We start from the raw sequence: 13,727 nt of genomic DNA, 5'->3' as shown, positions 1-13,727 counted from the left end.
GGCACGCCCCCTCATCCCGCGATGTCGGGCGGCGGCGGTCCGGACGGATCGTCGGCGGACATCGACAGGTCTTCCAGTTGCCGCCTTATCGCCCCGGACACATCGCCGGTGCCGTCCGAGACGGTGGCCATCGCGGCCACGGCCAGACCGGCCACGGATGCTGTCAGCAGCACCCAGTCGATCGTGACGGCGCCGTCTTCGGACCGTCCGAAGGTCTTGATGAAACTCGCAAATCCCATCGGATTGCCTCTCCTTGCCAGTGAATGGACAGCGTGGGACGACGCCGGGCCGCCGCCTGCACGAGGGCTGGTTTCGGGGGAGATTGAGTCAAATCCTCGGCAAGTTTCTTGAGAGAACAAGAAGCTTTGCGCGGATTTTTAGGTAAACGCCGCGGCGGCTTTGCGGGACGCGGATCGGGCCGGAAAAGATGCCGCGGGGGCGCGTCCTGACGCGCCCGCCCGCCTCAGGCGATCCTGCGCACCGGCATCGCGTGCTTCGCCTCGGCCCAGGCCCGGACGGCGTCGCCGAAGGCGGAGAACAGCGTGCGCGACACCGGATCCTCGGCCGCCCGGTATTCCGGGTGCCACTGGACCGAAAGGGTGAAGCCGGGCGCGTCCCTGATATAGGTCGCCTCGGGGGTGCCGTCGGGGGCGAGGCCGTCGATCACCACGCGGGGCCCCGGCGTCCGGATCCCCTGCCCGTGCAGCGTGTTCGTCATCACCGCCTGCGCGCCCATCAGCCGGTGGAACGGCCCGCCCTCGGTGAAGGTCACGAGGTGGCGCAGCGCGAACTTCTCCTCGATGGTGCCGTCCGGGGGCATCCTGTGGTTCATCCGGCCCGGCAGGTCGCGGATCTCGGGGTAGAGCGTGCCGCCCATGGCGACGTTGACCTCCTGGAAGCCGCGGCAGACGCCGAAGAAGGGCTGGCCGCGCTCGACGCAGGCGCGGACCAGCGGCAGGGTGATCGAGTCGCGGGCGCGGTCGAAGGTGCCGTGGGCCTCGGTCGCCGCCTCGCCGTATTCCTCGGGGTGGACGTTGGGGCGGCCGCCGGTCAGCAGGAAGCCGTCGCAGACCTCCATCAGCTCCTCGACCGAAACCAGCCGCGGGTCCGCCGGGATCAGCATCGGCACGGCACCCGTCACCTGCGACACGGCTTCCGAGTTCATCGCGCCGCCGGCATGGACCTGGTAGGTCTCGTTGATGAGGTGATGGTTGCCGATGATGCCGACCACGGGACGGGCCATTGCGCTGCCTCACTCTGTCACACAATCCTGACTTTCATATAAAGCGAAAGGCGGAAAAAGAACAGGGCGCCGCCACCGCACTGCCGCGGGCGGAAGCGTTCGCCGCAATTTTGTGCGGTGTCCCGGGGTGCGGCCCGGGGATCAGGCCCTGTCGGCCACGACGGCCTCCCGACCCTTCCGCCCCGCCGCGCGGCAGCGGTCCGAGCAGAAGCGCACCGACTCCCAATCCCGCGCCCATTTCCGGCGCCAGGCGAAGGGACGGCCGCAGGTGGCGCAGGTCTTCTGCGGCAGGTCGGCCTTCTTCACGCCGCGCGGCATCGCCCCTTCCCCTCAGGTCATTCCGAGGGCTGCACGGTCTCGCCCGTGCGTGCGTCGATCATCGCGCCTTCCTCCTCCGGGGTGTTGCCCCTCCAGGCGAGCCAGATGATGAGCGCGGCGAGCAGGATCAGGGCATAGATGACCACGGCGGTCATGCCGAGCAGCGCGGGCTTGTGGCGCTTTGCCTGTTTCTCGGGGTCGGTGTTCGGTGCGGACATTCTTCTTCCTTCGTTTCTTTCTCTGCCGCGCCGGGCGCGGCGGTTCGGGCCGGGGCGGGGTCTTGCGGCGTGGTGCCCCCATTGAAGGCCGGGCCCTGCCGCCGTAACCTCCGCCTCGGCCGTCGTCCCGACGTCATCTAGTCCACTCCGAAAGGTCTTCCATGAAAGATGCAGCCCCGCAGGCCGTTCACCTGTCGGAATACCGCCCCTTCTCGCACCTGATCGACCACGTCGCGCTGACCTTCCGGCTGTCGCCGCAGGGCACGCGGGTGATCTCGAAGATCGCCTTCCGTCCGAACCCCGAGGCCGCGCCCTCGCGCGAGCTGAAGCTCGACGGCGAGCAGCTGAAGCTGATCTCGGCGCGGATCGACGGCAGGCCGGTGAACACCGAGGTCACGGAGACGGGCCTGACCTGCGCGGTGCCCGAGGGCGCCTTCGTCTGGGAGGCGGAGGTGGAGATTGCCCCGGCCGACAACACCGCGCTCGAAGGGCTCTACATGTCGAACGGCATGTACTGCACCCAATGCGAGGCCGAGGGCTTCCGCAAGATCACCTATTACCCCGACCGTCCCGACGTGATGGCCCCCTTCGACGTGCGGGTGGAATCGGACCTGCCGGTGATGCTGTCGAACGGCAACCCGACCGCGCAGGGCAAGGGCTGGGCCGAGTGGCACGATCCCTGGAGGAAGCCCGCCTATCTCTTCGCGCTGGTCGCGGGGGACCTGGTGGCCCATTCGGGGCGGTTCACGACGATGGAGGGGCGCGACGTCGCGCTGAACATCTGGGTGCGGCCCGGCGACGAGGGGAAGTGCGACTATGCGCTCGACGCGCTGATCCGCTCGATGAAGTGGGACGAGGAGGTCTATGGCCGGGCCTATGACCTCGACGTGTTCAACATCGTGGCGGTCGACGACTTCAACATGGGGGCGATGGAGAACAAGGGGCTGAACATCTTCAATTCGAAGTATGTCCTCGCCTCGCCCGAGACGGCGACCGACCGCGATTACGAGCTGATCGAGGGGATCATCGCCCACGAATACTTCCACAACTGGACCGGCAACCGCATCACCTGCCGCGACTGGTTCCAGCTTTGCCTCAAGGAAGGTCTGACGGTGTTCCGCGACCAGCAGTTCTCGGGCGACATGCGCTCGGCCGCGGTGAAGCGGATCGAGTCGGTGCTGCAGCTGAGGGCGCGGCAGTTCCGCGAGGACAACGGCCCGCTGGCCCACCCGGTGCGGCCGGAAAGTTACATCGAGATCAACAACTTCTACACCGCGACGGTCTACGAGAAGGGCGCCGAGGTGATCGGCATGCTGAAGCGGCTTGTCGGCGACGAGGGGTACTACAAGGCGCTGGACCTCTACTTCGACCGCCACGACGGGCAGGCCTGCACGATCGAGGACTGGCTGAAGGTGTTCGAGGATGCGACGGGGCGCGACCTTGCGCAGTTCAAGCGCTGGTACAGCCAGTCGGGCACCCCGCGCCTCCATGTCGAGGAAAGCTTCGAGGGCAGCCGCCTGACCGTGCGGCTGCGCCAGGAGACGCCGCCGACGCCGGGGCAGAGCGAGAAGCTGCCGCAGGTGATCCCGCTGGCCTTCGGCCTTCTGCATCCCGACGGGCACGAGATGGTCGGAACCCAGATGGTCGAGATGGACGAGGTCGAGACGGTGCTGACCTTCGACACCGAGGGCGTGCGCCCCGTGCTGTCGCTGCTGCGTGGCTTCTCGGCCCCCGTCATCGTCGAGCGCGACCTGACGGCCGAGGACCGCGCCTTCCTTCTGGCCCACGACACCGACCCGTTCAACCGCTGGGAGGCGGGACGCGCGCTGGCCAAGGACGTGCTGGTGGGGATGATCACGAAGGGCAGCGTCGCGGGGCCCGATTACCTGTCGGCGCTGGAGCAGGTGCTGCGCGACGACGGCCTCGACCCCGCGTTCCGCAGCCTTGCGCTGGCCCTGCCGGGCGAGGACGACCTGGCGCAGACCCTGGCCGACGGCGGCATGACGCCGGATCCGGCGGCGATCCACGGCGCGCGCCGGAAGCTGTCGCTTGCCATCGCGCAGCACCTTTCGGGCGTGCTGGCCGACACCTACGATGCGATGGACGTGCCCGGACCCTACACGCCCGATGCCAAGGCCGCCGGCGTGCGGGCCCTGCGCCTGACGGCGCTCGGGCTCCTCAGCCGGGTGGACGGCGGCAGGCGGGCCGCGAGGCAGTTCCAGCAGGCCGACAACATGACCGAGCAGCTGGGCGCGCTGACGGCGCTGCTGACCATCGGCGAGGGCGGTGCGCAGGTCGCCGACTTCTATCGCCAGTGGTCCCACGACCGGCTGGTGCTGGACAAGTGGTTCAACCTGCAGGCGATGTACGCGCCGCCCGAGGACGCGGCGGGGATCGTCGAGAAGCTGTCGCAGCACCCGGATTTCGACTGGAGGAACCCGAACCGCTTCCGGTCGCTGATCGGCGGGCTGGCGGCGAACCACGCCGGGCTGCACGAGGCCTCGGGCGAATCCTACGAGCTGATCGCCGACTGGCTGATCCGGCTCGACCCGAAGAACCCGCAGACGGCGGCGCGGATGACGACGATCTTCGAGACCTGGCGGCGCTACGACGCCGACCGCCAGCAGATGATGCGCGCGGCGCTGGAGCGGATCGCGGCCGCGCCGGGCCTGTCGCGCGACAGCACCGAGATGGTGGGCCGGATCCTCGGCTGAGGCGGCGGGGGGCGGCGCCCCCCGTCCGTTCGATCCAAAACCGAGGCGGTGCGGCAAAACGTCAGGCACTGCCGCCGCGGAAGACCCGGAACTCTTGTCCGGCTCACCCGTTTTCCGGGCGAACCGCAAGATTGAAAGGAGGCATACCCATGCCGACCATCGAACAAGCCAAGATCCTGATCATCGCCACCGACGGCTTCGAGCAGTCCGAACTGGAAGTCCCGCGCGACAAGCTGCGCGACCATGGCGCCACCGTCCACGTCGCCTCGCCCGACGGCAAGGCCATCAAGGGCTGGGACGAGACGGACTGGGGCCGCGAGGCCGAGGTCGACCTGACCATCGAAAGCGCGAACGTCGCCGATTACGACGCCATCGTTCTGCCGGGCGGCCAGATCAACCCCGACGTGCTGCGCACGAAGCCGGAAGCGGTGTCGCTGGTGCGCTCGTTCTTCGACGCGGGCAAGGTCGTCGCCGCGATCTGCCACGGGCCGTGGCTGCTGGTGGAGGCCGACGTCGTGCGCGACCGCGAGGTGACGTCCTATCCCTCGATCCGCACCGACCTGAAAAACGCCGGGGCCAGGGTCGTGGACAAGGAAGTGGCCTGCGACAAGGGCATCGTCACCAGCCGCAACCCCGACGATCTGGACGCCTTCGTGAAGAAGATCGTGGAGGAGATCCAGGAAGGCCGCCACGAGCGCAAGGCCGCCTGATCCGGCACATGGCCACATGGCCTTCTGAAACGACTCCGCGCATCGGCAGTGTTCTGCCGGTGCGCGGCGTATCTTTGCGCCTCATTCGTTAACAGAGTATATCATCTCCCCTTGGAACCGGACACGGGCCACGTCATTTAAACGTAACGGAAACCTGTTCAGAGGGCACAATGCGAGACCGTTTCGATCCTCTGATCGCCGAGCGTGCCCCCTGGCTCTTCGCCAGCCGTCCGGGGACGCGCCTTGCGCGCCACGCGATCGAGCGGCTTCTCGGGTATCACAAGACACTGGAGCTGGCCGAACAGCTGAAGGATTCGCCGACGCCCGAGCTGATGGGCCACATGGGCCGGATGCTGGCGAAGCACGTCACGGTTTCGGGGCTCGAGAACATCCCGCGGCAGGGTTCGGCGCTGGTGGTGGCGAATCATCCGACCGGGATCGCGGACGGGATCATCCTGCACCACCTCCTGGCGGCGATCCGGCCCGACCTCTTCATCTATGCCAACTCCGACATCCTGCGCGTCATGCCGCAGATGGACACGCTGATCGTGCCGGTCGAATGGCGGATCGAGAAGCGCAGCCTGACCAAGACGCGCGAGACCATGGCGCTGACCCGCAAGGCCATCGACGCGGGGCGGATCGGGGTGATCTTCCCCTCGGGGCGGCTGGCGAAGCGGCGGGGGCTGAAGCTGCACGAGCGGCCTTGGATGACGAGCGCCGCGATGATCGCGCGGAAGTTCGACCTGCCGGTGATCCCGGTGAACCTGCGCGCCCGCAACTCGGCGCTGTTCTACCTGTTCGACATCATCCACCCGACCCTGCGCGACATCACCCTGTTCCACGAGACGCTGAACAAGCACCGCCAGCCCTATCGCGTGCGGGTGGGCGAGCCGATCTCGCCGGCCGCCCTGCCCGCGACGTCGGAGGACGGGATCGAGATGCTGCGCGCCGCCACGCTGGCGCTCGGCGGCCGGCACGCCCCGGCCCTGTCGCTGATCGACAGCACGCGCCGCCCCCGCTGGGTCTCGGCGGCAGGGTACTGAGCGCGCCCGTCCGGCGCACGTTTCCTAGTTCCGGCTGAGCGTGATCGGGGCCTCGGGCCCCTCCGCTTCCACCTCCGGCACCGGCAGGCCCAGCGAGGGGGCGGGCGGCAGGTCAGGCAGCCATTCGGCCTCGGCCACCGGGCGCGGGCGCGGCTTCGGCCGGGGGCTCGTCGTGCGCTGGCAGTAGTCCTGCGTGCGCAGCCAGTTCGCCATCGCCTGCCGCTTCGCGTCCGAGCGCATCGGCCCCCAGTCCGCCGCCACCCCGCTCCAGCGCGGCGCCTCGGCCTGGATCACGCCGTCCCGCGGAACGGTGCGGGCCATGATGCGGATCGCGCAGGACAGGTTGTCGGCCCCGGCCTGCAACTCGCTGCCCGAGCCTGCGCGGCAACGGTAATGGCGTGCGGTCTGCGGCAGGATCTGGAGCAGCCCGTACCACAGCCCCCCGCCGCCCACGGCGCGGGGCCGCCAGCGGCTTTCGTACTTCGCCAGCGTCGACAGGAACCCGACCCAGAAGGCCCGGCGCAGCGGCGCGGCGGCCTTGGGGTATCCGGGGCACCATTCGGCGATGTCGCGCGGCGTGCTCTTCACCAGCGGGCTGCCGTGGGCCTTCAGCGCGGCGAGGGCGGCGCGTGTCCAGGCCTCGGCCTCGGGGCGGTGGTCCCACTGGGTCTTCGGAATCACCTCGACCAGCCCCGGAGGGCGCGGTCGGGGCCGCTGGCTGGCCTCGGCGGGGCCGAGGGCCGATAGGGTGATGACGGCACAGAGCAGAAGGCCCGGCGCCCGAAAAGCGTGGCAGCGCATGGCGGCAGATTGGCCGGACGAACCGCGCGAGGCAAGCCCGCCCTTGGTCGGACCGCCTCAGTGAGCGGCAACCGGCGCTTTCCCCGGCTTCTTCATCAGCAGCGCGGTCAGCGCGAGCGCCGCGAAGAGCGCGGTGATCAGGAAGAAGATGTCGATGAACGACATCACCGCCGCCTGCCCCTTCACCCGGCCCACCATCTGCGCGATGGCCCCGGTCTGCCCGTCGAGGCCGCGGGAAGACAGGTTCGCCGCCATCATGTCCATCTGCCGCACCGCCTCTGCGTTGGTCCAGCTCACTGCCTCGGACAGCCGCTCGTAATGGAGCGCGCGACGGTCGGACAGGATGGTGTTGATCGTCGCAAGGCCCACGGCGCCGCCGAGGTTGCGCATCAGGTTGTAGAGGCCCGAGGCGCCCTTCATCTTGCTCGGCGGCAAGGTGCCGAGGGCGAGGTTGTTGATCGGCACCATGCAGATCATCAGCGACATGCCGCGGATCACCTGGGGCCAGAACAGCTCGGCGAAGTCCCAGTCGGCGGTCATGCCGGTGAGCATCCAGGTGGAGCTTGCGAAGCCGACGAAGCCCATCAGCAGCATCACCCTGAGGTCCATCTTCGACGACAGCACCCCCGCGAGCGGCGCCGAGAAGAACATGGCGAGGCCCGAGACGAAGACCGTCTCGCCGATCATCAGGCTGTCGTAGCCGCGGATCGAGGCCAGGTAGAGCGGGTAGAGGTAGGTCAGGCCGTAAAGCCCGATCCCCATGGTGAAGCTGAACACCGAGCCGACGGAGAAGTTGGTGTCGGTGAAGGCCGAGAGGTCGACGATGGGCTCGTCCCGCGTCAGCGCCCGCCAGAAGGTCGCGACGCAGCCGACGACCATGACGACGAACATCAGCGCCACGGCGTGGTCGGCGAACCAGTCGTTGCCCGGCCCCTCCTCCAGCACGAACTCGAGCCCGCCGAGGAAGGCGGCCAGCGCCACGAGGCCCCACCAGTCGAACCGGTTGGCGAGCTTCCAGTCCGGCTTGTCGAAGTCGATCAGCAGGAAGGCCCCGATGGTGACGAGGATGCCGGGGATCACGTTGACGAGGAACAGCCAGTGCCAGGACAGCGCGTCGGAGAGATAGCCGCCGATGGTCGGCCCCACGGTGGGCGCCAGCGTGGCGACGAGGCCGATCATCGGCGAGACGACGGCGCGCTTGGAGGGCGGGAAGATGGTGAAGGCCGCGGCGAAGACCGACGGGATCATGCCGCCGCCAAGGAAGCCCTGCGCGGCGCGCCAGATGATCATCTCGGAGATGGTCGAGGAGGTCGCGCACATGAAGCTGGCCGCGGTGAAGCCCGCGGCGGCGGTGGCGAACAGAAGGCGGGTCGACATCACCCGGGCAAGGAAGCCCGAGAGCGGGATCATCACCACCTCGGCGATCAGGTAGGAGGTCTGCACCCAGCTGATCTCGTCCGGGGAGGCGCCGAGACCGGCCTGGATGTCAGGTAGCGAGGCCGAGACGATCTGGATGTCGAGGATCGCCATGAACATCCCGAAGACCATCACGAAGAACGCGACGATCTTCCGGGGCGTCAGCTCGGTCGCGCCCTGCTCTGCGACGGCGGCCATGGCGCATCACTCCGACAGGGCCGCGACGGCGGTCGGCGTCTCGCCGTCGGCGGTGCGGCTGTCGACCTCGGCGATCACCGAGAGGCCCGCGCGCAGCTTGCCCGTCTCCACCGCTTCGGGCGGCAGGGCGATGCGGACGGGAACGCGCTGCACGACCTTGGTGAAGTTGCCCGTGGCATTGTCGGCGGGCAGCAGCGAGAAGACCGAGCCGGTGGCGGGGGCGACGGACTGCACGTGGCCCTCGAAGGTCCGGTCGGGCAGCGCGTCGAAGGTCAGGTGGACCGTAGCGCCGGGTTCGATGCCCGGAAGCTGCGTCTCCTTGTAGTTCGCCTCGACATAGAGCCCGCTGTCGGGGACCAGCGCGGCCAGCCGGGTGCCGGGCGCGACAAGGTCGCCCTTCTCCAGTTGCAGCGCGGCCAGCGTGCCGTCGGCGGGGGCGCGCAGCACGGTGCGGTCGAGATTGCGTTTCGCCTGCTCGACGGCCAGTTCCAGCTCGTGCCGCTGGCCCTCGGCCTCGGCCTTCTGGGCGCGCAGCACGTCGACCTGCGCCGTCGCGCTGGCGATGGCGGCCTCCGCCTGGGCGACGTTGGCGGTCGCGGTGGCCAGCGCCTCGGTCGCGGAGTCGAGCTGGGCCTGGGCCGCGACCTTGCGCTCCGTCAGGTTGCGCACGCGGTCCGCGCTGGTGGTGGCGTTCTGAAGCTGCGCCTCGGCCGCGTCGCGCCCGGCCTCGGCCTGGGTCACGGCAGCCTCTGCCGCCTCGATCTGCGCGTCGATCCGGGCCAGCGTGTCGCCCGCGGTCTCGTACCGGCTCTGGGCGGTGTCCAGAGCGTTGCGGTAATCGCCGTCTTCGAGCCGGATCAGCACCTCGCCCGCCTTTACATGCTGGTTCGCCTGCACCGGCACCTCGGACACATAGCCCTGCACGCGGCTGGAGATCAGGGTGATGTCGGCATTCACATAGGCGTCGTCCGTCTCGACCATGAAGCGGCCGACGGTCCAGTAATGGTGCCCCTCGTAGGCGCCCGCGGCCAGAACGGCGGCCGCGATCAGGCCCAGCACCGCCTTCTTCTTCTTCCCGCCCTTCTTCGGCGCCTCCGGTGCCCTGTCTTGCGTCTCCTGCGGCGGCGCGGCCTGCGCCGGCGTCTCGGGCTCGGGCGCGCGGGCGGTCTCGTCCTGCGGGCGCAGGGGAAGCGGTGCGGGGGCGACGGTCTTCAGGCTGCGGTCGTGGCGCGACATGGGGGCGGTCCTTCTGTCCTGCGGAACGGCCCATCCGGACCGAACCGTTCGGTTCGATCCAGCACCTAGTGCAGGGTGACGCAGGGATCAAGGGTTTATCGAACCACCTGGTTCGATTATATGGGGGCGAGCAGAAGGGAACCCGCCGTGTTTGCAGAGAACGCCCAGAAAACGTGCAATCCCGAGGCCGCGCGCCGCCATGCCGCCGGCGAGGATCCGGCCAAGCGCGACCAGATCCTGAAGGGGGCGCTGCGCGTCTTCCTCGAGTCGGGGTTCGACGCCGCCAGCATGAACGACATCCGCGCCGCCGCGGGCGTGTCGAAGAGCACGCTCTACGTCTACTTCTCCAGCAAGGAAGAGCTGTTCGTCGCCATGATCGAGGGCGAGCGCGACCGGCTGTTCGCGGACGTGGACCAGATCCTCGACCGCGACCTGTCGATCCCCGAGAAGCTGACCCGCTACGGGCTGCGGCTGGCCGAGATCATCTGCTCGGACCAGGTGATCAAGGCGCAGCGCATCATCATCGGCACGGCCGAGCGGATGCCGGACCTCGGCGCGCGCTTCTACCAGGGCGGCGCGCAGCGGGCGCAGCGGGGGCTCAGCCGGTTTCTCGACCGCGAGGTGGCCGCCGGGCGGCTCGCCATCCCCGACACGCGACTCGCGGCCTACCAGTTCGTCGACCTCACCACCTCGGGCATCTGGCGGCCGCGCCTGTTCGGTGCGATGACCGCTCCGCCCCCGCGCGAGGCGCTGGAGGCGAACGTGGCGGCGGCGGTGCGCGTGTTCCTCGCGGCCTACGTCGGCGCGGCGGGAGCCTGAGCCTCAGGCCCCGCGCAGCCGCCAGAGCACGCCCATCAGCACCACGCAGACGAGGCTCATCGCGGCGAGCGGTGCCGCGAAGCCGCCGGTGGCCGCCGAGAGCACGCCGAAGGTCACGGGGCCGAGGACGCCGCCGATCTCGGCCATGGTGAAGAACAGCCCCCCGGCAAGGCCCAGCCGGTCGGCGGGCACGCCCTTGCTCTCCATCAAAAGCATGATCGCCACCGTCATCATCGAGCCGCGCGCGATCCCCTGCAGCACCAGTGCCAGGGCGACCGGCGGGCCCGGCGGGAACTGGAGCAGCAGGCTCGCCGCCAGGGCCGCGGCGAAGAGCCCCGCCATCGCGCCGATCCGCCGCTCGGGCGTGGCGAGGCGCGGCACGGCGACGGCGCCGAGGATGCAGACTGCGGTGGAACAGGCGGCCCAGTACCCCGCGTCGGTGGGCGAAAGGCCGCCCGCGACCAGAAGCTCGGGCAGCCAGTTGTTCATGCCGTGGTTGATGAAGAAGATGCCGATGCTCATCACGAGGATCAGCTGCACCTCCGGGTAGCGCAGCAGCGCGCCGAAGGCGGAGAGGTCGAACTTCTTCCCCTGCCCCTCCTGGTGGCTCGCCTCGGCGAAACCCGGCAGCGCGGTCAGCACCGCCCAGCAGAGCCCGGCGAGGGCGACGAAGGCCGCGACGGCAAGAAGGACGCCGCGCCAGTCGCCGAAGGCCGGCAGCAGCACGGTATGGGTCAGCGCGAGCCCGGCGATGCCGCCGAGGAACGGCCCGGTCATGTAGACGCCCATCGCCCCGCCCCGCTGCGCCCCCCGGAACAGCCCGGTGATGAGCTTCGGCGCGCCGATCGAGATCATCGGGCCGCCGAGACCGAAGAAGGCCACGGCGAGCCAGAGCTGGAGCGGCGTGTCGGACAGCGCGCGGGCGGTGGCGGACAGCGCCATGACGGCGCAGGAAGCCACCAGCATCCAGCGCACGCCGAGCCGGTCCAGCAGGATGCCGCAGGGGATGGCGGCGAAGATGTAGGCCAGCTGCCACGCGCCGAGCACCGCGCCCATGGCAGCGTTGCCCGCGTCCAGATCGCTGCGGATGAGGCCGACCATCGGGGCCATGACGGCCGAGGTCAGGCCGAAGCAGAAGTAGATCAGCCAGACCCCCAGAAGCAGCGTCCAGCGGATGCGGCCGGTGGCGCGGGGAAGGGTTTCGGACGCGCTGACCATCAGGGATGCCTCGCGGTCGGGAGGAGTCCGGAATGGCGGCGCCTGCGTGCGATGGGCTGTCTCATCCGCGAGGCCGCTCAGATCGCGCCCGCGGCGCGCAGCCCCGCGATCTCGTCCGGCGCGAGGCCGTATTCGGCCAGCACCGCGGCGGTGTGTTCTCCCGCCTCGGGCACGGGGGTGCGCAGCGCGGCGGGCGTGCGCGACAGGTCGACCGGCTGGGCGACGAGGCGGACCTCGCCGCGCGCCGGGTGCCGAACGCCCTGCGCCATGTTCAGGTGGCGCACTTGGGGATCGTCGAAGACCTGATCCATGGTCAGGATCGGTCCCGCGGGCACGCCGGGGGCTTCGAGCAGGTCCAGCCATTCGGCCGAGGTCCTGGTGCGGAACACCGGGCGCAGCAGGGCCCAGATCTCGTCCCGCCGCGCGGTGCGGTCGGACATCGCGGCGAAGGCGGGATCGTCGCGCCAGTCGGGCCGCTCCAGCGCCTCGCAGAGCGCCCGCCACTGGCCGTCACCGCCGACGCCGAGGTTCAGATGGCCGTCCGCCGTCTCGACCACGCCCATGGGGGTGACGGTCGGATGGTCGTTGCCCGCCCGCCCGGGCACCACGCCGTCCATCAGGTAGCGTGCCGCCTGGAAGTCCATCAGCGCGATCTGCGCCTGCAGAAGCGAGGTCTGCACCCACTGCCCCCGCCCCGACACCTCGCGCTCGGCCAGCGCGACGAGGATGCCGGTCGCGGCATAGAGCCCCGCCGACAGGTCCGCCACCGCCGTTCCGGCCCGCACCGGCGGCCCGTCGGCAAAGCCTGTCGTGGCCATCAGCCCGCCCATGCCCTGCGCGATCTGGTCGTAGCCTGCGCGGTCCGCGTAGGGGCCGGTCTGCCCGAAACCCGAGATCGAGGCGAGGACGATCCGCGGGTTCACCGCCGACAGCGCGGCATAGTCGATGCCGAGGCGGGTCTTCACGGCGGGGCGATAGTTCTCGACCACCACGTCGGCGCGCTCTGCCATGCGCAGCAGCAGCGCGCGCCCCTCGGGATGCTTCAGGTCGATGGTGATCGAGCGTTTGTTGCGGTGCAGGTTCTGCATGTCATGGCCGTGCCGGTCGCCCGAGACGCCCGCGTTGCGCTCCTGCCCGTTCGGCGCCTCGACCTTGACCACGTCGGCCCCGAAATCCGCCAGCAGTCGGCAGCAGTGGGGCCCCGCGCGCACGCGGGTCAGGTCGAGGATGCGGAGATGGGAGAGGGCGCTCATCGTCCTTCGTGCCTTTCGCTGCTCCGCGCGGCAGGGCGGCGGACGCATCAGGTATCGTCGCCGCGGGCCGGAGGGTCCAGCGGGTTTTGCCGGTGCCGGCAGGACGCGGGCGGGCGGAAGGGCTTGACGCGGGCCGCCGCGCGCTTCACGCCAGCGTCGTGTCCCCTGCCCGCGAGGTGCCGAGATGTCCGTGACCAAGCCCGAGGTGCCGCTGGCCGGCGTCGATCTGTCGGAGGGCTTCGCGCCGGTGGAGGGCGTGCCGGGGATCGAGATCAAGCCGCTCGCCGAGGGGCTGGACGAGGCGCAAAAGACCGGCGCCCGCACGCGGCTGGTGCGCTTCCTGCCCGGCACCGTGCTCGACCGCGTGTCGCGCCACGACCACTGGGAGGAGGCCTTCCTGGTCGACGGCGCGCTGCGGGTCGGCGGGGTCGAACACCGCGCGCCGGCCTATGTCTGCCGGCCGCCGGGCACGGCGCATGGTCCCTTCGCCTCGGACGAGGGCTGCCTGCTGCTTGAAACGCATTACTACCTGTGAGTGAG

The 13,727-nt window shown here is 69.9% G+C and carries 14 protein-coding genes; 5 read left to right on the top strand and 9 right to left on the bottom strand.

Annotation, left to right across the window (positions count from 1 at the left end; all coding sequences use genetic code 11):
• Positions 1–11 precede the first annotated feature (11 nt).
• The 4 genes from A7B20_RS06625 to A7B20_RS06610 form a co-directional block, all read right to left on the bottom strand.
• Complete coding sequence (locus A7B20_RS06625; RefSeq protein WP_102107774.1) at positions 12–239, bottom strand: pilus assembly protein; 228 nt, start codon at positions 237–239, stop codon at positions 12–14.
• A gap of 224 nt (positions 240–463) precedes the next feature.
• On the bottom strand, positions 464–1,243 hold the full coding sequence (locus A7B20_RS06620) for a gamma-glutamyl-gamma-aminobutyrate hydrolase family protein (protein ID WP_102107773.1): 780 nt from the start codon (positions 1,241–1,243) through the stop codon (positions 464–466).
• Between the two features lie 141 nt (positions 1,244–1,384).
• A complete protein-coding gene (locus tag A7B20_RS06615; protein ID WP_102107772.1) occupies positions 1,385–1,561 on the bottom strand; it encodes a DUF2256 domain-containing protein in 177 nt (58 codons plus the stop codon).
• A 17-nt stretch (positions 1,562–1,578) separates the two neighbouring features.
• Complete coding sequence (locus A7B20_RS06610; protein ID WP_102107771.1) at positions 1,579–1,779, bottom strand: hypothetical protein; 201 nt, start codon at positions 1,777–1,779, stop codon at positions 1,579–1,581.
• Positions 1,780–1,940: 161 nt separating this feature from the next.
• Between A7B20_RS06610 and pepN the strand changes: the two genes are divergently transcribed.
• The 3 genes from pepN to A7B20_RS06595 all read left to right on the top strand — a co-directional run bounded on the left by pepN (position 1,941) and on the right by A7B20_RS06595 (position 6,246).
• Positions 1,941–4,493: an aminopeptidase N gene (gene pepN, locus A7B20_RS06605; protein WP_102107770.1), complete on the top strand. Its 2,553-nt coding sequence runs from the start codon at positions 1,941–1,943 to the stop codon at positions 4,491–4,493.
• Positions 4,494–4,642: 149 nt separating this feature from the next.
• Positions 4,643–5,203, top strand: a complete 561-nt coding sequence (locus A7B20_RS06600; protein ID WP_102107769.1) for a type 1 glutamine amidotransferase domain-containing protein — start codon at positions 4,643–4,645, stop codon at positions 5,201–5,203.
• 170 nt (positions 5,204–5,373) lie between these two features.
• A complete protein-coding gene (locus A7B20_RS06595; RefSeq protein ID WP_102107768.1) occupies positions 5,374–6,246 on the top strand; it encodes a lysophospholipid acyltransferase family protein in 873 nt (290 codons plus the stop codon).
• A 24-nt stretch (positions 6,247–6,270) separates the two neighbouring features.
• On the opposite strand, the gene A7B20_RS06590 is transcribed toward A7B20_RS06595, so the two are convergent.
• Genes A7B20_RS06590 through A7B20_RS06580 form a run of 3 tightly spaced genes read right to left on the bottom strand, consistent with a single transcriptional unit; the run spans position 6,271 to position 9,897 of the window.
• On the bottom strand, positions 6,271–7,047 hold the full coding sequence (locus A7B20_RS06590; RefSeq protein ID WP_102107767.1) for a transglycosylase SLT domain-containing protein: 777 nt from the start codon (positions 7,045–7,047) through the stop codon (positions 6,271–6,273).
• A 57-nt stretch (positions 7,048–7,104) separates the two neighbouring features.
• Positions 7,105–8,661 (bottom strand): DHA2 family efflux MFS transporter permease subunit, encoded by a 1,557-nt coding sequence (locus tag A7B20_RS06585; protein WP_102107766.1) that lies wholly within the window; start codon positions 8,659–8,661, stop codon positions 7,105–7,107.
• Positions 8,662–8,667: 6 nt separating this feature from the next.
• Positions 8,668–9,897 carry an HlyD family secretion protein gene (locus tag A7B20_RS06580; RefSeq protein ID WP_102107765.1) on the bottom strand — a complete coding sequence of 410 codons (1,230 nt, stop codon included), beginning with the start codon at positions 9,895–9,897 and terminating at the stop codon, positions 8,668–8,670.
• Positions 9,898–10,044: 147 nt separating this feature from the next.
• On the opposite strand from A7B20_RS06580, the gene A7B20_RS06575 reads away from it, so the two are divergent.
• Entirely contained in the window at positions 10,045–10,716 is a 672-nt protein-coding gene (locus A7B20_RS06575) for a TetR/AcrR family transcriptional regulator (RefSeq protein WP_245866640.1), read from the top strand.
• Between the two features lie 3 nt (positions 10,717–10,719).
• On the opposite strand, the gene A7B20_RS06570 is transcribed toward A7B20_RS06575, so the two are convergent.
• A complete protein-coding gene (locus A7B20_RS06570) occupies positions 10,720–11,934 on the bottom strand; it encodes an MFS transporter (protein WP_102107763.1) in 1,215 nt (404 codons plus the stop codon).
• Between the two features lie 77 nt (positions 11,935–12,011).
• The gene (locus A7B20_RS06565; protein ID WP_102107762.1) at positions 12,012–13,187 is read right to left on the bottom strand and encodes a CaiB/BaiF CoA transferase family protein; all 1,176 of its coding nucleotides are present in this window, start codon (positions 13,185–13,187) and stop codon (positions 12,012–12,014) included.
• A gap of 184 nt (positions 13,188–13,371) precedes the next feature.
• On the opposite strand from A7B20_RS06565, the gene A7B20_RS06560 reads away from it, so the two are divergent.
• Positions 13,372–13,722: a cupin domain-containing protein gene (locus A7B20_RS06560; protein ID WP_102107761.1), complete on the top strand. Its 351-nt coding sequence runs from the start codon at positions 13,372–13,374 to the stop codon at positions 13,720–13,722.
• Positions 13,723–13,727: the final 5 nt, after the last annotated feature.

Origin of the sequence: Oceaniglobus roseus, assembly GCF_002869745.1 — a bacterium.
GTDB classification, from domain to species: Bacteria; Pseudomonadota; Alphaproteobacteria; order Rhodobacterales; family Rhodobacteraceae; genus Oceaniglobus; species Oceaniglobus roseus.
Note: the sequence above shows the minus strand (reverse complement) of the source record. Positions and strands in the feature narration are given on the sequence as shown.

Bases quoted from the DNA above. Each gene is read 5' to 3' on its own strand.
- A7B20_RS06610 (WP_102107771.1), bottom strand. From the start codon at position 1,779: ATGTCCGCACCGAACACCGACCCCGAGAAACAGGCAAAGCGCCACAAG.
- A7B20_RS06590 (WP_102107767.1), bottom strand. From the start codon at position 7,047: ATGCGCTGCCACGCTTTTCGGGCGCCGGGCCTTCTGCTCTGTGCCGTC.
- A7B20_RS06595 (WP_102107768.1), top strand. From the start codon at position 5,374: ATGCGAGACCGTTTCGATCCTCTGATCGCCGAGCGTGCCCCCTGGCTC.
- A7B20_RS06625 (WP_102107774.1), bottom strand. From the start codon at position 239: ATGGGATTTGCGAGTTTCATCAAGACCTTCGGACGGTCCGAAGACGGC.
- A7B20_RS06570 (WP_102107763.1), bottom strand. From the start codon at position 11,934: ATGGTCAGCGCGTCCGAAACCCTTCCCCGCGCCACCGGCCGCATCCGC.
- A7B20_RS06565 (WP_102107762.1), bottom strand. From the start codon at position 13,187: ATGAGCGCCCTCTCCCATCTCCGCATCCTCGACCTGACCCGCGTGCGC.
- A7B20_RS06580 (WP_102107765.1), bottom strand. From the start codon at position 9,897: ATGTCGCGCCACGACCGCAGCCTGAAGACCGTCGCCCCCGCACCGCTT.
- A7B20_RS06620 (WP_102107773.1), bottom strand. From the start codon at position 1,243: ATGGCCCGTCCCGTGGTCGGCATCATCGGCAACCATCACCTCATCAAC.
- pepN (WP_102107770.1), top strand. From the start codon at position 1,941: ATGAAAGATGCAGCCCCGCAGGCCGTTCACCTGTCGGAATACCGCCCC.
- A7B20_RS06560 (WP_102107761.1), top strand. From the start codon at position 13,372: ATGTCCGTGACCAAGCCCGAGGTGCCGCTGGCCGGCGTCGATCTGTCG.
- A7B20_RS06600 (WP_102107769.1), top strand. From the start codon at position 4,643: ATGCCGACCATCGAACAAGCCAAGATCCTGATCATCGCCACCGACGGC.
- A7B20_RS06585 (WP_102107766.1), bottom strand. From the start codon at position 8,661: ATGGCCGCCGTCGCAGAGCAGGGCGCGACCGAGCTGACGCCCCGGAAG.
- A7B20_RS06615 (WP_102107772.1), bottom strand. From the start codon at position 1,561: ATGCCGCGCGGCGTGAAGAAGGCCGACCTGCCGCAGAAGACCTGCGCC.